The following is a 17,159-nucleotide window of genomic DNA, read 5'->3' as shown; positions in this document are numbered from 1 at the left end:
AAGGGAAGGCCAGCATGTCCGCGGATGCCACGATGAGTGCATGGCCGGTCGCAGGGGAAATCACGACATAGTTGGCTGCATCCACGACCCCGCACAACAAGCCAGCCCCGGACTGCATGTGCACCGGCGGCGGCTCGCCCGCCCACTCGCTGCGAAGCGACGCCACGCGCAGTTCGATCTGAAGCGGCGTCGGGTCTGCTGAAAGCGCATGCGGAGGCAGTCCTGCGTACGTGGCATCCACCAAAGCAAGCAGCGCCTCACTCTCACTGGTGAAGCGAAAGCGACGACCCAGGATCCAGTGCTCGACCGATCGCCCGCGCGCAGGTCGCTCGAGGAAAGGATCAGCGAGCAGGTCGCTCGTCTCGGGCTCGGATGTCATGGCACGTATCGATGATGTCAGGCGGCCATGTGATAGCACACGCCGATACGAATGGACATCCAAATATTTCAGCAAGGCAACGCAACCGCTGAACCCCTTCGCGGCACTCACGCCTGACGAGCGTAAAACGCTGGAGGCTTGATCGCCGACCTGCCGTGGATGCGCCGGAGCAGCTCGCCCAACGGCAATGACGGAGATCCTTCCAAGATGCTAACCATTCAGGTCGGTCACTCCTACTTCCTGAGGTTCGACCGCAAGCAATGGGAACGCGGCAAACCCTATCCGCCTCTCGCGACCATCCATGTGGCCGCACTGTTGCGTCGCATAGGCCACCAGGTTTCCCTGTTCGACGCCATGCTTGCCGAAGGCGTCGAAGACTATGCCGCGACCTTGCCGACATCCAGACCCGACGTTGTCCTCATCTACGAAGACAACTTCAATTACCTGACCAAGATGTGCCTGGCCCGCATGCGCGATGCGGCCTGCGAGATGATCGCCATGGCCCGCGCATCGGGTGCGCGCGTGATCGTCGCGGGCTCCGACGCCTCCGACCAGCCAGACGCTTTCCTGGCCGCGGGTGCGGATGCCGTATTGATCGGCGAAGGCATTGCGCCCTTGGTCGAACTGATCCGTCGGCTCGACCAGAATCCATCCATCGACGCTCATGAATGGGTGGCTGGTCTCGCCGGTGTGGCGTCGATGGAACGCGACACGCTGCAACTGAAACGCATCGGCGCCGCACCACCCGATCCACGCATCGTCGGCCATCCCGCGTGGGACCTTATCGACGTGGAACGCTACCGTACCTTCTGGGTGGAGCGGCACGGCCATTTCAGCCTCAATATGGCGGCATCGCGCGGCTGTCCGTTTCGTTGCAACTGGTGCGCCAAGCCCATCTGGGGTAACCATTACAACCGTCGATCCGCCGAGGATGTCGCGGCGGAGATGGCGTACCTCAAACACACTTTCCACGCGGACCATATCTGGCTCGCCGATGACATCTTTGGATTCCACGTGGACTGGGTCGAGGCGTTTGCCGCGCACGTCAACCAGATCGGCGGCGCCATCCCCTTCACCATCCAGACCCGCGCCGACCTTATCAGCGAACGCATGGCGGCGGCACTGAGCCACGCGGGCTGCACGGAAGCCTGGATCGGCGCAGAAAGTGGAAGCCAGCGCGTACTGGACCATATGAACAAGGGCACCAAGGTCGCTGATCTGATCACCGCTCGCGAGCGATTGGGTGCGCTGGGCATCCGCGTGGGCTTCTTCATCCAGCTTGGTTATCTGGGTGAGCAGCTCGAGGATCTTCTGGCTACGCGTGATCTCATTGCACGCGCCGCGCCGGATGACATCGGCGTCAGCGTCTCCTATCCGTTGCCCGGCACGCGCTTCTACGAACAGGTGAAGGCGCAACTTGGTGAGAAGACGCATTGGCGGGACAGCGACGACCTCGCCATGATGTTCCAGGGCGCCTACGACTCGGAGTTCTATCGCCGCGTACGCGACCTGCTGCACGAACAGGTCGTTGTGCAGCAATGGAAGGTGGTCGACCTGCCCGACCGGCACCGTCAAGCCTCTCGCACCCTGGATGGGCGCTGGCGCTCATTGATCGAGACAGAGGCCTCGCATCGCACGACTCCCCTGGATGCGCCACTGCGCGCAGGAACGTCACAACATGCCTGACGGACGCACCACGCCACGCGCCCAGCCCTCGCTTGAACGTATCAAGGCTGGCCTGCTGCGCACCACCGCAACGCTCGCCATCGAGCTCGCACACCCCACCGGCGACACACCCGACTGGAATGCGCTGGAATGGCGACTGGCCACCGCGGCTGCAGTAGCTCATGGCGTCGCCGGGCAACTACACACCTACGTCCATTGGAGCAATCCCGAGTGGACGTGGTTCCTGGAAAGTCAGCACGACCATGTGGCACGGCGCCACGAGCGCATCGATGCCTTGCTGCAGCGCATCGACACACAGGCACGCGGCATAGGCGTGCCATTGGTGGCACTCAAGGGAACGGCACTCCACGCCATCGGCATTTATGCGCCGGGCGAACGTCCCATGGCGGACATCGACCTGTTGGTGAGCGAGGAAAATCAGGAGCATGCCGGCGCCATGCTCGAAAGCATGGGCTATGTGCTTTCGTTCGCCGGCTGGAAGCACCGGGTCTACAAGCCGGCGGACAACGCAAACGTCGCCTGTCTTGGCGAACACCGCGACACACCGATCAACATCGAACTGCATACGCGCATCCAGGAACGGCTTCCAGTAGCCACGGTAGATATCACGAGCTGCATCTACCCTCGATCGCCGGCGCCAGGCATCAACCCGTATCCGTCGCATGGCGCACTGATGAGCCATTTGCTGCTGCACGCGGCGGGCAACATCTGCAATCGCACGATGCGGCTCATCCATCTGAACGATATTTCGCTGCTGGCCGCCCGTATGGTGCGCAGCGAGTGGTTGGCGCTCTGGGGTGACGGCACCACCGAATCCCCCTGGTGGGCTCTGCCTCCGCTGCTATTGGTGTCGCGCTACTACACCGGCGCCGTTCCGCCCTCGCTGCTCTACGAGCTTGAGTCCGAATGCCGTGGCCCACTTCGCTTCGCATCCAGGCACCTCACCCTGACCAAGGCCTCCTGCTCCGAACTATGGCTGCATGCGTGGTCCGGCATCGAATGGTCGCGCTCTGTCCGCGAGGCCGGACAATTCGCCTTGAACCGCGTACGTCCATCGGCGCAAGCACGACAGGAACGGGCCGATATGGTGCGCACACAACTCTGGCTGCAGGCGTCACCATGGGTAACGGCCACGCTGTGGCGCCGCGCACTCGCCTGGCTCAAGCACCCGGTAACCCGCATGGACACCATGTACGTGGTGCGTGCCGCGCTTGAGCAGACATCGCCCGCATGGACTCAGCGCCCCGGGCCCGCCGTCACCACCTGAAGATAGAGCGCCTGGAAAGCACGCGCCGTGTGGTCGGCGTCCTCCGTCACGGCGCGGCGATGCGCTGATACCGCGAGCCGCAGGCGCAACGCGTCATCATCCAGCACACGTCGAATGGCTTCTGCCAACGCCGACCAGTCGCCTACGGGCACGGCCATCGCGGCAGATGGCGACCACTCGGCAATATGTCCCACGGCCGTGCCAACCGTAGGGATACCCACCACGGCAGCCTCCAGCGCCACGAGCGGCCCCGCCTCGTGACAGGACGACATCACCAGCAGATCAGCTGCCTCCATCATGGGACGCAACTCGCGCTGCGTCTTGAAGCCGTGAAAATGCACATGCCCATCGAGCTCCAGCGCATGGGCCAGTCGCTGCATCTCACCATCGAGGGTGTCCTGCCCCACGATATCCATCTCGAAGTCCACGCCCTGTTCGACCAGCACGGCAAGCGCACGCAACAGCGTCGGTTGATCCTTCACACGGTTGAGGCTGCCCACATGGATAAGCCGCGCACGTCCCTCGCGTCGGCATCGTGGCGGCTTAGGTGGCCAGCAGCGAAGATCCACGCCCAATGGCACGCGGCGCGCCCGCAGCCCCAGTGTCCGCAGGGAATCGATGATGGGCGCGCTCGCCGCGGTCACCGCGTCGGCTCCGCGCAACACAAGCGCTTCGCGCAACCGCCCCTTCAGGAAACGGCGGCCGCCATAGTCGATCTCATGCATGGCGACCAGTTCGCCGCCCGCGATATGCACCAGACTCGGCACGCCGAGCCATACGGCAGCCACCACCGCAACGAGGCTGCACGAACCCGAGAAGATGGCGTGCACCAGATCGAACGGCGCCCGTTGGTGCTCGTCGCGGATGGCGCCGATGGCACGCAGGCGCGGCCAGCCATCACCGATATTGTGGATATGCGCACCGGCGAGCCGCCAACCATCCGCGGCGGCCTCCTGTCGCAGCGCATACACGTGCACTTCGTGCTCGCAGGCCAGTCGCCGGATCAATGCCAGCAACACGGGAATCACGCGGAACTCACCGGTGCGGTCCACACCCCCAGGCACAACCAGCGCGAGCTTCACGATGCATCTCCCTGGCGATCGCTGACCAGTTGCTCGTAGGCATCAACCCAGCGCTGCCCCACCGCATCCAGCGACAGGTAGCGCTCAAAGTGGGCTCGCACTGCTTGCGGGGACGCGGGAAACGCAGCCGCCTGGATCAGCGCTTGCGCAAGCTCGTTACTGTCACCGGGCGACCACAAACGGCCAATCTCGCCTGTCAGCGCTCGGAATGAAGGAATACGGGTCACCACCGGCGTCACGCCACACGCCATGGCTTCCAGCAATGCGTAGCCACAACTCTCCGCACGACTTCCAGAAACAAAGATATCGGCCGCTCGCATCAGCGATTGCACGCGCTCATGCGGCACCTTGCCAAGCAGATGAACGCGCCCTCTCAAGCGCGGATCACTCGCAATACGTCGCTGAACCTGCGACAGCAGAGGCGCACTACCGAAAGCACACCACAGTTGCATGTCCGGCAAGGCCTGAGCGGCCTCCGCAGCACCGGCTAACACCGTCAACGGATCCTTGCCGGACTGCAAATGTCCGACCCAGACCACGCAGGGATTCCCGTACAGACCCGTTTCGGACCATGCATGTGCACGGCTTCCCGGGGTGAAGCGGCTGGTGGATTCGGGAATGGCAAACAAGCGCGTCGATGCAACGAACAGCTTCGCGGACATGTAGGGCCGCGCCAGCTCGTTCGCTGTGAACACCACGCCTCGGGCCGACGCATACCAATGCCTCCAGCGCGAGCGCCGCCACCATGTCGGCACGCGATCCGCATGGTCCTGCAAAAGCATCGGAACACCAGGCAGTGCTCGCGCGAGTGCATGGGCCTGGGCGGCGGCGCTCAGGCTATGGACATGCAGCACATCCGCTCGCAAGTCGGCCAGCAGATTCGCGATGGTGCGGGCACCACCATCATCATGATCGTTCGCCACCACAAAGTGATAGTCCACGCCATTCCGATGCAGGTGCTCCTGGTGCGCGGCCCGCTGGATCACGGTAATCCGCGCCCCTGCGCCGGCTGCCGCCTCCGCGACGTCGACCAGCGATGGCCATCGCGTCAAGGTGTCAGTCAGGCCCTGACCCGCCGGCGTGGGATGAAAGTTGATCTGCGCGACATGGAGTGACGGCACGGATCAGAGCCCCGAAACCTGCGGCACACGCAGACGCACCAACCGGTTCGCCAGGTTCAGCTCCCACGGACGGTCGTACCGGCGCAGCCGGTAACGCCACGATGCCGCCGCGGCCAGCGTGCGTTTTGCCCACGGCGGTGAACGCAGGTCCTGCACGGTGGGGTAACGGCAACGCAGCACCGTAACGAAATCATGGATACGTTGGCGTAACCGATCACTCAGCCATGGCGCATCCGCATGGCAGGCGTAGTCCACCCATTGCTTCTGCGTCCACTCCTCCGGTGTGGCAGGAAACACCACGGGCTCACCATTGAGATCGAGCAGCGGCGTGGAGGGGCGTCGATTGCGATCCTTCTCGTGGCGACTGCTTTCGGGTAGCGGCGTGTAGATATAGACGATGATCTCGGACTGCGGATTGATACGCTTGAGTTCGCGAATGAACTCGAACGTGTGCTCGGTTTCTTCCTCCGTGTTCTCCGGCGGCGCCACCATGAAGGACAGCTCCGGAATCACCCCGTGGCGCCGGCACAGCTCCGCCACGGCCAGCGTCTGATCCGGTCGCGTACCCTTGCGGATCTCCTTAAGCATGGTCGGGCTCGCGGATTCTGCGCCGATATAGGCCATGCGCAGCCGACTCTTGCGAACCAGCTTCCATGTGCTTTCGGACAAGTTGAGCAAGGCATCCGCGCGCGCATAGCACCACCATGGCAGCTCGTAACGCGCCATGATTTCCAGCAGCGGAATCATGTCCTCCTCGCGATCGAAGAAATTGTGGTCGAAGTACTGGATGGAATCCGCGCCGAGCTCATGCTTGAGATAAGCCAGATCCCGCTCCAGCCGTGCCATCGGCGGCAAGGCGGTGGCACCGCCGAACATCGCCGCCACACCGCAGAACGTGCAACGGAAGCGGCAACCCACCGATGCCTGGTGCGCTGCCGTACGGCGACCGAGAAACGTGCGCGCCAGATAGCGGCGTGGATCACCCAGCTTGTCGTACGGCAAAACCACCGGTGGGCCGTTGCGTGAGAACGGACGGCCCGGGTTGTGGATCGGGCCGCCCTCGCCTTTCCATGACAAGCCATGAATCGACGCCAACTCGATCGCATCACCGGCATGCAATGCAGTCACCAGCTCCGGCAGGCTGTCTTCGCCTTGTCCACGAATGGCGTAATCCACATAGGGCGCAGACAGCGCCGTGTCCGTATAGAGCGTGGGGAAGTAGCCACCCCACACGATGGGCACATCCGGACGGTGTGCGCGAATGGCGCGTGACACGGCGATGGCCGGCTCTATCTGCGGGCCACCCATCACGCTGACGCCGACTGCGCTACACGCGCGTTCGTCCAATGCGTGCAGCGTGCGCTCGATGAAGTCGCGATCCATGTTGCCATCGATGATGCGGCTGCTGCCGGTGCGATCGAGCGACGTGGATAGATGGAGTAGCGACAGCGGGAAGCGCGCACTGGACTGCGATGTAATCGTGGGGTTGACCAGCAGCGTATGCGGCCCCCGATTCATGGGAACGTGAATGGGCAAACTCATGGCCTTCGCCACAACTGGAAAACAAGGGCCACCGGAACGTGCAGTGCGGCAGGATCAAAGTGTGCCCCGGCCGGGATATCCGCGGGATCGATCATGGGCTCCAGGACGCAGCCGATCTCCAGATCCAGCGCGGCGCACGCGGCATGCCAGTGGCTGTAAAGATGCGCGGTATGGCGCACGGCATAACGACGACCTTCGGCCTTGAAGTCGCGCAACCAACCCAGTGCGTGACCGATGGGATGCACGTCGCTGCACAACACCATGCCGCCGGGTTGCGTGACACGACTGAGCTCCGCCAGTACCGGTTCGAGCTGCTCGGCATGCCCCACGGCCAATCCACAGACCGTGAGATCAGCCCAGGCGTCGGCCACGGGCAACGCATCCAGGCCGCCCTGCATAAGCTCCACAGGCACGCGCCTGCGTTCTTTGTGCAACTCGGTGTCGGCGCGCAGCAACATGTCGCGCGATAGATCCACCCCTAGCAGTCGAGCAGCGCCGCGTTGCAAGGCGTAGCGCATATAGCGCCCCGTACCACAGCCGGCGTCCAATACGTTGCGGCCGCTCAGGTCCTGTGGCAGCAGAGCGAGCATGGCCCGCTCTTCCGCCTGCATCACGGGATTGTGCGCGTGTGGCGGATAGCTGGGCGCCCACAGCGCATAGGCTTCAGCGGGATCGAGAATCGGTGTGTGCAACATCAGTGACATGCCTCAAGGGAAAACGCCGCGCCGCTGTACGCAGGCAGCAGCTCCAGACCGGGCTCCAGTGCGATCACGTCTGGATCCGCCAACGATTTGGCGAGCAGCTTGGGGCGACCATCGAGCACGACGGGAACCGTTTCCACGCCAGCCGCGTCGAACCAGTTCGCGAGATCCGGATCGGCGATGCGCGGCAGGCCATCACGCACCACCGCGCGCAGTTGCGCCCGGCCGATACCGGCCAGGCTATGCACCGGATCGCCACCGCAGTCCTCGACCACGACGAGGTCCGCATGCGCACCCACGTGCAACGCGCCGCGCGATGGCATGCGCAACATCCGCGCCGCGTCGGTCGTCACCAGTCCCAGCCATTGCCTCGGCGCGAGCGCGCCGCAGGCGGCGACTTCGCGCAGCTCCTCCAACAGGTCACGCGATCCGCTCAGGCGCGAGTCCGTACCCAAGGCCAACTGTCCTGTGTCGGCCAAACGCCGGGGATCCAGCGTGCGCCCCAGTAACCGCAGGTTGCTGCTCGGGCACCACACCACACCAGCTCCAACGGCGATGATTCGATCGATGTCCCGCTCTCGCATCCCCACGCCGTGAATCAGCACGCTGCGTGACGCGAGGCAACCGAGTTCATCCAGCCATGCCAGCTCGGCCTGCGCCGTCGCATCGGTCCCTTCGGCCAAATGGATAAGCCAGGGCCGATCCATCGGTGTTCGCATAAAGCTCTGCTGCACCGGCGGACCGTAGGCACGCCAGCCCAGTGCATAACTCCAGCCGTAATCGCGCAACAATGCCACGGGAAAATCGCTGGCATCGAGCACCTCGTGCCAGGGATCATGGTGGGCGACGCATGTGGTCCCAGCCAGCAGATTCTTCAAACCACCATGACGCAGGCGCACTGCCTTGGGCACCTGTAGCGCGGCCTCGACGGCTGGATCGGCGAAGTGCGCCTGGAACGCGTTGATCCACGCGTAGCTGTTGGCGAACACGTCGGTCGTAGCGAGCGGCGGCACGGCATTCACATGCAGGTGATCGTGTGCATTGATCAGCCCGGGGAAAATCAGGTGGTCACGCAGATCGATCCGGCAGGCCCACGCCGGCACGGAGTCGGCGATGTAGCCACCGCGCATCAGCATTGGTGCACGCGACAGCCCTTCGGGCAGAACACAGGCCGCGCCGCACAGGCTGGCGTGGATGCGTGCAGATGGCGCAGCCATCACGTCACCGCCTGCGCATGACAATCAGGAAGTGGTCGCCCATGTCACGCAGCAAGGGCAGTGCCCCCATGCGGTCATCGAGGCGACCCAGCCGCTCATACCAATGCCGCCGCTTGCGGTAGTAATCCACCAAATAGGGCGGCGGCATGAACAGGCTCAATGCGCGGTAGCTTTCCAGCGAGAACAAGGGAGCAAATGCGCGGTAGAACTCGCGCGGCAGGTAGTAGTACGTCCATATGGTGTGTTTGTTCATCCCCACTGCCGCCGGCCCGCGCGTGCCACGCACGCTGGCGCGACGGAAGCGTCCGCGTAGCGCGTAGTGCCCCAGCTCCCAAGGGCAGATACGACCAATCACGGAGAACACCAGTTTGCCGCCCGGTTTCAGCAGGCGCGCGCATTCTTCCGCCACCCCACGCAGGTCCGGCGCACAATTGAGCGGCCCGAAATTGGAATAGATGCCGTCGAACTCTTCATGCAACTGATCCAGCTGCTGCACGCCCAGATGCATGGCCACCACATGGGATTCCAATCCAGCCACGGCGGCACGCGAGCGCGTTCGGCCAATCATGGCCGGCGACCAATCCGTGGCGATCACCTGATGGCCGCGCCGCGCGAACTCGATGGCATCCAGGCCAGTGCCGCAACCAATGTCCAGTAATTGCGATCCTGGCGACACCTCCCGGCAGACGGTGTCCCACAGCGTGGTACGCATACGCTGGATCAACTCGTTGTTGCCACGCGGACCGTCGTAATCCTCGGCAACACTGTCGAAAGCGCGCTGCGTGTCGAGTAACTGCGCATCGTTCAAGGATGCCTCCGGCGGACGTCGGCTTGCCTGCCCCATCATGGATTTCTCACACCTGCATGCGGATTGGATGTGGCGGCGTCGCGCCCTGCTGCTGCGCCATGACCGCCATGTGTCGGTAGGTGCCTTGTGTCGTCTGTTTGGTTGAACGTGACGGTGACTGCACGCGCACGTCGAACAGCGTGCCGCGCGATCGCGGCAAACGCGCCCAGCGCCAAACCGAACAACACGCCGACGCCCCATAGCAACGGGAGATTCGGAAACGCCGGCCCACGGGGTACATAGACGGGCCACATCAACGAGGTGTCGTACGTATAGTTCGGGCTGAGGCGTACCGCGAGTTCACCCCGGGTCTGCTGCAAAGTGTGAATCTCCGTGTTCGTGGTGGCCAACAGCATGGAAGCGACTCCGGCGGCCTGCGCATTCCTGTCGCGCGCATCATCCGGCGTAGCAGCCAGAATCAACTGCCTGCGCTGGTTCTGGGCGATGTCGAGATCCGCCTGCACTTCGCCCAGCCGCGCCTGGGTCAACGCCAGCGGCCCGGCTTGCAACTGCTGATGCAGCGTTTGCAGCTGCGCCACGGTAGCCTCGGCAAATTGACTGGCCTGCTGGGGTGACCAGCCCCTCACGGTGAACTTCACCAGCGGGCCGGCATACGGCAGCGGCTCGAGCTTCAGGCTCTTGCGATAAAGCCTCGCCTCCGGTGCGCCTTCGCCGATGCCCATGCGGGCCATCACCTGATTCTGGAACGGCACAAACTTCAGGCGTTCAAGTACCCGTGCCAGCGGTTCGACCTTCGGATCCTGTCCCTGCAGAACACCCGCGACCTGACCGATCTGGATGTAGCCTGTGGCCTCCCACTGCGGCCGTGCCGACTGAGTAAATGCGAAGACCGCGGCGATCACCACCAGTAGTCCTGCGACAAACCATGGCCACTCGCGGATCAGGATCCGCGACATGTCTCCTACGTAAACTTCATCTCGTTGCATGATCCTGACTCGTCAATGGGTGGAGGGGGATGCGCCGTGGCCGGCGGGCATGTCGTATTCGACAGGCGGCCCCTGAGTACGGCGATCCGGCAGCAGCGAGGAGACCAGTTGCAGCAACAGGCATAACGCAATGAAGCCGAAGCTGGTCCAGGTGAACGCTTGCGGCGCGAACGGCGCCATGACGGCCGTATAGGACACACGCAGGAAGATGAGCAGACCAAACAGCGGCACCATCGGCTGCACACGTCGCACGCTCCACAGCAGCATCAGATACAGACCTACCATGGAGGCGATGGCGCCGCCCGGCCCCAGCGCCATAAGGAAGGGAAAGAACTCCGTGCCCACGTTGATGTTGGCCGCATCCAGCGGAATGCCGGTGTCCGCCGTGGCGATCGATCCGGCCATCGGCACCAACTGATTGATCAGGAAATGGGTGTCGTTGTACTGCTTGGCCAGGATGGAGGCGAAGTTGTACGGCCCCGCGCTGGCATACAGGAGCAGCCACTTCACGCCTTGTGGTGCGCCCCGATACATGTCGCTGAAAGGGAGCGTCACGTAGTCCAACGTGCCCGAGCGCAGGATGCCGAGCACTGAGAACACCGTCGTGCCACCCACCGCCAACAGCAGCACCCGTTTCCACGGCAAGGCTTTTGCCTCGTGACGCCGCAGCAACACGACGAGCGCCACGGAGAACAACGCCGCAAAGATCCGGTTTCGGTCAATCACCAACACCGGAAAGACAAGGCCGGCCAGCACGAGCGCGGCACGCAGCCATCGCTGGCGTGCGCACAACAGGCCGATCGGCGGCAGCACCCAACACATGTCCGACACATGCCGGATATGGTCACGGCCACCTTCCATGTTCGCGTAAGAGGTTGGAGACGCAAACAAGGGCACCGGAAACAGCACCAGGTCCAACAGGCAAAACAACACGATCACGGCGGCGAAGACCAAGGCCACGAAGGCGTCGCGCGTTCCCGTGTAGTCGCGCGCGAGGAATGCCTCGCTACGCGGCAGGCGAATGCCGACGAAGGTGTCCAAAGCCAGAATCGCCATGGCCGCCGCCGCAAGCAGCAGCAGGCCTTCCATGTAGTCGGATGGCAGGTCATAGGTGAGCAACGTCAAGCCGCAGGCCACCAGCAGCGGCGCACTCAGGTAGAACGAAGGCAAGCGAAGGAGCTGCTTCATGTGCGTGCCGCCAATCGATGGGGTGGCCCACTCTTCATTCGAGACACCTGCGTCAGCCATGCGTACGCGGCCATGTGCGCGGCGACGGCAGATAGGCGTCGCTGCAGAAAGGCAATCTTGGCGCCGATATGGTGCGACTGCGCGAGCAGCAGCGTGCGATACGGATCATCGAACATACCCATCCGCCGAATCGCCACGTCACGGGCTTCGATGAGATTGTGGATACGCGCGCGCGTATCGCGCGTGCGACTCACGTTGGTGTCGTGAATGCGATAGGCGCACACAGGTCGGTCGATAAAGCCAATGGCATCGTGCGCGGAGAGGCGCAGGAAGAAATCCCAGTCGTCGAATCGCAGCCCTTCGTTCCAACCCGCCACTCGCTCCAACGCGCGGCGACGTACCAGTGTCACCGGGCCGCCGACGGCCCATTGCGTGATCACCGCACGACGGATGCCATCGCCTGTCTGGTAGAGCCTCATGTCCGCGTGGTGCAGGTCACGCATGCCGCTGTCGTGCAGGTGCCGGCCATGTCGATCCACCACCAGCGAATCACCAATCACCGCCCACTTGCCAGGATGCGCCAGCAGATAGTCCACCTGGGCCTCGATGCCGCCCGGCAAGAGGTAGTCGTCACTGGCGCCGAGACGCAGGAAGTCTCCGCGCGCACGCGCCGCCAGCTCATTGAGCGTGGCCGCAATGCCCTTGTTCTCCCTACGCACATACTCGACGGGTACCTCATCACTGTGCCGGGCGATCCAGGCGGCAATGCGCTGACCCGTGGCATCCGTCGATCCGTCATCGATGATGACGATTTCCTTCGCCGGATACGGTTCCTCCAGCACACTGTCCAGACAGCGCTCCACGAAGTCTTCGTGGTTGTACGCGGGCACCAGCACGGAAACCAGCGGCCGGCATGGCACGACTTCGGGCACATCTCCGTCCCTCGTCATAGTTCCCCCAGGTAGCGACGCACGACGATGATGTTGAAAGCGAGGTAAAGCACATAATTCACGGCGAATGCGTACATCGCGCCCACCAACCCGAAACGCCCCGTAAACAGAAACACCAGCGCGACATAGCTGATGGCAAAGACGATCTCGGAAGCCACGAACCATCCCGTCATGGCCTTAGCCAGCATCACGTACGACAGCACGAAGGAAGCGACCTTCACGACGTCCCCAATCAATTGCGGCGCGTAAAGCGCATTGGCCGCCGCAAAGCCGTCACTGAACAGCAGCGACGTCACCCAGCCCCGACACAGGTAGACCGCTGCAGTCAGCAGCACCACGGCCGGCATCACGTAGCGATAGGCAAGGCGAAGTTCCGCCACCAGCGATTCGCGCGCATGCGTCGATGCCAGCTTGGGCAGGTAGTACACATTGATCGCCGTGGTCAGGAACAACAGGTAGGCATCAGACACCTTGCCCACCGCCTGCCAATAGCCCACATGCTCCCAGCCGAAGTGGGCGGCCAGATGGTCTCGCACAGCGATATTCACCAGCGGCGGCAGCAATGCCGAGGTCAACGTCATCACCGAGAATGCAGCGAGCCGCAACGTCATCTCGCGATCGAAGCGCATGCGTAACATGCGCCGATTGAAGTACGGGCTTCGCCACCATGCGGGAAGACCCACGGCGAGTACCAGCAGTTGGCCGACCACCAACGCCAGCAACGCACCGTATAGATGCAACCAGCGCGACAGACACAACGCAAGCGCAATACTGAGCAGCGACCCCAGCACCTGGATGCAGGCAAGCCGCTTCACATCCATGAAGCCGTTGATGACGGCGAGGATGTAGTTCACCAGGGCAATACCCAGTTGCACGGCGGCCAGCACGGCAATAAGGCTTTGATAACGGACGTCACCCAGCAGCCAGCCGGCAATCTCCCGACTGAGCAACAGCCCGCAGGCACCGATCAGGCATGATGCGCAAAGCGCGTACCACAGTGCGGCAGCCAGCAAGCGTGACAACTTCTGCGGATCGTCCCGATACTCGGCGACGTACTTCACCACGCCCGCACTGATGCCGCCGCCGGCCAACACCGCCAGCACTGACATCAGGCTCATGAATTGGCCAAGGCGGCCCACGCCCTCAGGGCCCGCCATCCAGGCCACCAGCTTGATGATCACCAGGCCAGCGAGCAGCTTGGCCGCCGTGGCCACCGTGGCGTAGATGCTTGCGCGCGCCATGTTCATGGCACGCACTCAAAGGCGTTGCACGCATCGATGACGCGCAGCACGGCCTCATTGCTCATCACCGGACTGATCGGCAAGCTCAACACTTCGCGATGCAATCGCTCGGTCAGCGGAAGCTCCATGCCATGCAGCGCCGGGTAAGCCGGCTGGCGATGCGCCGGTACCGGATAGTGCACCTGGCTCTGTATGCCGTGGGCGGCCAGATGCGCTTTCAGCGCGTCGCGCCGGCCGGAGCGGACCACGAACAGATGCCAGGCGTGCGCGTCTTCCGCCTGCACCTGCGGCAGCACGATGTACGGATGACGTATGGCTTCCCGATACCGTTGCGCCACCCACCGGCGACGCGTCACCTCGTCATCGAGGTGCCCCAGCTTGACCCGCAACAGGGCCGCTTGCATTTCGTCCAGTCGCGAATTGAGGCCCTGGTACACATGGTGGTACTTCACTTCCGAGCCGTAATTCCGCAGAGCCGCCACGCGCGTGGCGAGCTCGTCGTCACTGGTGACCACGGCGCCGCCATCACCTAACGCGCCAAGATTCTTGGCCGGAAAGAAACTGAACCCGGCGGCATCGCCAAAGGCACCGGCGCGGCGGCCTTCCCGGCTTGCGCCATGCGCCTGCGCGGCATCCTCGATCAGCAGCAGTCCGCGCCGACGGGCGATATCCGCCAACGCGCCCATGTCCGCCAGCTGGCCGTAGAGATGCACCGGCATGATCGCGCGTGTCCGCGTACCCAGTGCAACCTCGACTCGCACCGGATCAATGTTGTAGGTCGCTGGGTCCGGCTCGACAGGAACCGGCACCAACTGATTGGCGGTGATGGCAAGGAACGAGGCGATGAAGGTGTTCGCCGGAACGATGACCTCATCACCATCGCGCAACCGACCCATCTCCTTGTAGCCACGCAGGATCAGCGAGAGCGCATCCAGCCCATTGCCCACACCAACGCCATGCGCAGTACCGCAGTAGGCGGCAAACTCGCGCTCGAATGCCGCCAGTTCGTCACCCATCACGTACCAGCCGGAATCGATCACCCTCGCCGCGGCAGCCTTGAGCTCGTCGATGTAAGGGGCGTTAACGTCGCGCAGTGAAAGGAACGGCACATCCATCACAGCACCCACTCGTAAAAGTCGTGCACGACGCCGCGCGCACCGAAGGACTCCTTCTGCGCGACCAGACCACTGTTGAGCACGGTGCCGTTCCGCTCGGTAGAGATGCCCAAACTAAAGTAGCTGCGATCGGCGTACACGCTGCCTACTAACGAACCAAGCAGCAGACTGAGTGCGTCGACGCGCCGGCCATCCTCCGACGCGGCGATGTACTGGGCGTGCACGGTGCGCCCGAAGTCGTAGACCAACACCCCAGCCAGCAACTTGCCGGCCTGGCGCGCCTCATGCAGCACGATCTGCCCCGGAAACCGGGATTGAAGCAGGGCGAGTTCGGCGGCACTGTGCGTTGGCACGGCTTCGTGTCGACGCAGCACCTCATTGAGCAAGCCATGATAGGCCAGCAGGTCCGTGCCCTGTCCTATTTCCACGCTCGCGCTTTCGGCCCGCCGAATGGCTCTTCGACGCATGTCGGAGAACCCTGCGGCATGACGCAGCGAGATCACTGAAGAGATATCACGTCGACTCAAGCGTGCGCCCACGCGCTGCAGGGCGTAGAGATCCTCTTCGGTCGGGTATGCATGAAAGACATGCGGCACCGGTTTGTAGACCACACGTTCCACGCCGTTGCGTCGGTAGTACTCGCCGATCAGCTCGAAGGTGTGCAGGGTGGACTCGGCACGCAACTCATGTGTAGCGATAACGCCCGCATAGGTGAGTCCTCCATGGCTGCTGACCACGTTGGCGCGGAGATTGGCCGGAAAGACTGCGACGATCTCCTGCCCCCGCTCCACCAGTAACGAGCAATCCGCAAAGCGGTCTGCGTGATAATCCATATAGCCACGTCGGTGCAGGAAGTTGCCGTTCCGCGACCGCGCCACGACGGCATCCCAGGCATCGGCGTCGGACGGCTGGTAGGGGCGCACCTTAAGCATGGAAGGCCTCACCAAACAGGGATTGGCGCGCTACCGCCACGCCAAAGCCGTCCTGGCCCATGTCATTGCCGTTGTAGAACATCAGGACGTCATCGCCGCGAGGAATCAGCGCCGGATAGCAAAGCGTCCGTGAATCCCAGCCGCTGTCGGAAAGCCCGATGCCGAGCGCCTCGTCGCGGCGCACCCAGTCGCGCCCGTCATCGCTGAAGGCCACCCCGGGCAAATACTCGCCGGTGATGTTGCCGCGTGTAAAAAGCATCGCGTAACGATCACCTACCTGGTACACGCGCGGGCGTCCGATGCGGTACTCGCTGTCCTGCGGCAGCAGGCAGACGTGATCGTCGCGAGGAATATCCGTGAGATCGCGCGTTGTGACACAGCGGATGTGATAGCGCGGAAAGGCGCGTCCGCCGATCCACTCCCAATCGTCGCCCACTGCATACCAGAGGCGCCATTGCACCCCATCGAACATCGCGGTGTGTACGGCCGCGATGGTGCTTCGGCCGGGGGCGCGATCGAGGATGGGGGTTTCCTGCACTCGCTCGAAATGCTCGCCGCCATCGCTGGAGATGGCGAGCCCGGTGAAGGCCAGGAACTTGGCGCGTGCTACTTGCTGGAAGCCCACATAGAACAGGTGGAGGCCACCGGGCGCATCCACCACATCGCCCAGGATCATGCCGTTGTCGTCGAAGCAACCAGCGCGACCCACATCGAGCACAGGTTGCTTGCTGACGCGAAGAATGACCGAAGGGTCTTTCGCAAGCACATCGACGTAGCCGATGCGGCTCACGCCATCGTCGTCACGAAAACCCGCATAAACGCGGATCGTAGACGCGTCGATAGGCCATGGCGTCGGTGTGAGCGCCGAGTGACGCATCCACCCGCCCACGCCCTGCCGCGCGGTGTCGAAGACCAGCCCCTGCTTGCGCCAGATGGCCATGGGC

Annotated in this window: 15 protein-coding genes; 2 read left to right on the top strand and 13 right to left on the bottom strand. The window is 63.4% G+C overall.

Going from position 1 to position 17,159, the window contains the following annotated elements; translation table 11 throughout:
* Positions 1-586 precede the first annotated feature (586 nt).
* Positions 587-2,065, top strand: coding sequence for a radical SAM protein (locus DyAD56_RS13580; RefSeq protein ID WP_102303352.1), 1,479 nt, complete (start codon positions 587-589; stop codon positions 2,063-2,065).
* Positions 2,058-3,332 carry a nucleotidyltransferase family protein gene (locus DyAD56_RS13575; protein ID WP_102303299.1) on the top strand — a complete coding sequence of 425 codons (1,275 nt, stop codon included), beginning with the start codon at positions 2,058-2,060 and terminating at the stop codon, positions 3,330-3,332. The genes DyAD56_RS13580 and DyAD56_RS13575 overlap by 8 nt, the downstream gene beginning before the upstream one ends.
* Here the strand turns inward: DyAD56_RS13575 and DyAD56_RS13570 are convergent.
* Genes DyAD56_RS13570 through DyAD56_RS13510 form a run of 13 tightly spaced genes read right to left on the bottom strand, consistent with a single transcriptional unit; the run spans position 3,302 to position 17,155 of the window.
* Positions 3,302-4,414 carry a glycosyltransferase family 4 protein gene (locus tag DyAD56_RS13570; protein ID WP_102303298.1) on the bottom strand — a complete coding sequence of 371 codons (1,113 nt, stop codon included), beginning with the start codon at positions 4,412-4,414 and terminating at the stop codon, positions 3,302-3,304. The genes DyAD56_RS13575 and DyAD56_RS13570 overlap by 31 nt on opposite strands.
* On the bottom strand, positions 4,411-5,535 hold the full coding sequence (locus DyAD56_RS13565) for a glycosyltransferase family 4 protein (RefSeq protein ID WP_233202421.1): 1,125 nt from the start codon (positions 5,533-5,535) through the stop codon (positions 4,411-4,413). The genes DyAD56_RS13570 and DyAD56_RS13565 overlap by 4 nt, the downstream gene beginning before the upstream one ends.
* 3 nt (positions 5,536-5,538) lie before the next feature.
* Positions 5,539-7,053, bottom strand: coding sequence for a radical SAM protein (locus DyAD56_RS13560; protein WP_102303297.1), 1,515 nt, complete (start codon positions 7,051-7,053; stop codon positions 5,539-5,541).
* A 20-nt stretch (positions 7,054-7,073) separates the two neighbouring features.
* Positions 7,074-7,772, bottom strand: coding sequence for a class I SAM-dependent methyltransferase (locus tag DyAD56_RS13555; protein WP_102303296.1), 699 nt, complete (start codon positions 7,770-7,772; stop codon positions 7,074-7,076).
* Positions 7,772-8,995, bottom strand: a complete 1,224-nt coding sequence (locus DyAD56_RS13550) for an amidohydrolase family protein (protein WP_102303295.1) — start codon at positions 8,993-8,995, stop codon at positions 7,772-7,774. The genes DyAD56_RS13555 and DyAD56_RS13550 overlap by 1 nt, the downstream gene beginning before the upstream one ends.
* Positions 8,996-8,999: 4 nt before the next feature.
* Positions 9,000-9,842: a class I SAM-dependent methyltransferase gene (locus DyAD56_RS13545; protein ID WP_102303294.1), complete on the bottom strand. Its 843-nt coding sequence runs from the start codon at positions 9,840-9,842 to the stop codon at positions 9,000-9,002.
* Positions 9,839-10,759 carry a lipopolysaccharide biosynthesis protein gene (locus DyAD56_RS13540; RefSeq protein WP_233202420.1) on the bottom strand — a complete coding sequence of 307 codons (921 nt, stop codon included), beginning with the start codon at positions 10,757-10,759 and terminating at the stop codon, positions 9,839-9,841. Before DyAD56_RS13540 ends, DyAD56_RS13545 begins: the two co-directional genes overlap by 4 nt.
* Positions 10,760-10,801: 42 nt before the next feature.
* Positions 10,802-11,977 carry a hypothetical protein gene (locus tag DyAD56_RS13535; RefSeq protein WP_102303292.1) on the bottom strand — a complete coding sequence of 392 codons (1,176 nt, stop codon included), beginning with the start codon at positions 11,975-11,977 and terminating at the stop codon, positions 10,802-10,804.
* The gene (locus tag DyAD56_RS13530; protein WP_102303291.1) at positions 11,974-12,927 is read right to left on the bottom strand and encodes a glycosyltransferase; all 954 of its coding nucleotides are present in this window, start codon (positions 12,925-12,927) and stop codon (positions 11,974-11,976) included. The genes DyAD56_RS13535 and DyAD56_RS13530 overlap by 4 nt, the downstream gene beginning before the upstream one ends.
* Entirely contained in the window at positions 12,924-14,174 is a 1,251-nt protein-coding gene (locus tag DyAD56_RS13525; protein WP_102303290.1) for an O-antigen translocase, read from the bottom strand. The genes DyAD56_RS13530 and DyAD56_RS13525 overlap by 4 nt, the downstream gene beginning before the upstream one ends.
* On the bottom strand, positions 14,171-15,283 hold the full coding sequence (locus DyAD56_RS13520; protein ID WP_102303289.1) for a DegT/DnrJ/EryC1/StrS family aminotransferase: 1,113 nt from the start codon (positions 15,281-15,283) through the stop codon (positions 14,171-14,173). Before DyAD56_RS13520 ends, DyAD56_RS13525 begins: the two co-directional genes overlap by 4 nt.
* Positions 15,283-16,215, bottom strand: a complete 933-nt coding sequence (locus tag DyAD56_RS13515; protein WP_102303288.1) for a GNAT family N-acetyltransferase — start codon at positions 16,213-16,215, stop codon at positions 15,283-15,285. The genes DyAD56_RS13520 and DyAD56_RS13515 overlap by 1 nt, the downstream gene beginning before the upstream one ends.
* Entirely contained in the window at positions 16,208-17,155 is a 948-nt protein-coding gene (locus DyAD56_RS13510) for a hypothetical protein (protein WP_102303350.1), read from the bottom strand. The genes DyAD56_RS13515 and DyAD56_RS13510 overlap by 8 nt, the downstream gene beginning before the upstream one ends.
* Positions 17,156-17,159: the final 4 nt, after the last annotated feature.

Source organism: Dyella sp. AD56, from assembly GCF_002878475.1.
In the GTDB taxonomy this organism is placed as follows: domain Bacteria; phylum Pseudomonadota; class Gammaproteobacteria; order Xanthomonadales; family Rhodanobacteraceae; genus Dyella.
This window is presented reverse-complemented; position numbering and strand designations above follow the sequence as displayed.

Excerpts from the sequence above, each read along its gene's own strand:
- DyAD56_RS13560 (WP_102303297.1), bottom strand. The coding sequence starts at position 7,053 with ATGAATCGGGGGCCGCATACGCTGCTGGTCAACCCCACGATTACATCG.
- DyAD56_RS13525 (WP_102303290.1), bottom strand. The coding sequence starts at position 14,174 with ATGAACATGGCGCGCGCAAGCATCTACGCCACGGTGGCCACGGCGGCC.
- DyAD56_RS13520 (WP_102303289.1), bottom strand. The coding sequence starts at position 15,283 with ATGGATGTGCCGTTCCTTTCACTGCGCGACGTTAACGCCCCTTACATC.
- DyAD56_RS13575 (WP_102303299.1), top strand. The coding sequence starts at position 2,058 with ATGCCTGACGGACGCACCACGCCACGCGCCCAGCCCTCGCTTGAACGT.
- DyAD56_RS13510 (WP_102303350.1), bottom strand. The coding sequence starts at position 17,155 with ATGGCCATCTGGCGCAAGCAGGGGCTGGTCTTCGACACCGCGCGGCAG.
- DyAD56_RS13555 (WP_102303296.1), bottom strand. The coding sequence starts at position 7,772 with ATGTTGCACACACCGATTCTCGATCCCGCTGAAGCCTATGCGCTGTGG.
- DyAD56_RS13550 (WP_102303295.1), bottom strand. The coding sequence starts at position 8,995 with ATGGCTGCGCCATCTGCACGCATCCACGCCAGCCTGTGCGGCGCGGCC.
- DyAD56_RS13515 (WP_102303288.1), bottom strand. The coding sequence starts at position 16,215 with ATGCTTAAGGTGCGCCCCTACCAGCCGTCCGACGCCGATGCCTGGGAT.
- DyAD56_RS13535 (WP_102303292.1), bottom strand. The coding sequence starts at position 11,977 with ATGAAGCAGCTCCTTCGCTTGCCTTCGTTCTACCTGAGTGCGCCGCTG.
- DyAD56_RS13545 (WP_102303294.1), bottom strand. The coding sequence starts at position 9,842 with ATGATGGGGCAGGCAAGCCGACGTCCGCCGGAGGCATCCTTGAACGAT.
- DyAD56_RS13580 (WP_102303352.1), top strand. The coding sequence starts at position 587 with ATGCTAACCATTCAGGTCGGTCACTCCTACTTCCTGAGGTTCGACCGC.
- DyAD56_RS13530 (WP_102303291.1), bottom strand. The coding sequence starts at position 12,927 with ATGACGAGGGACGGAGATGTGCCCGAAGTCGTGCCATGCCGGCCGCTG.
- DyAD56_RS13540 (WP_233202420.1), bottom strand. The coding sequence starts at position 10,759 with ATGTCGCGGATCCTGATCCGCGAGTGGCCATGGTTTGTCGCAGGACTA.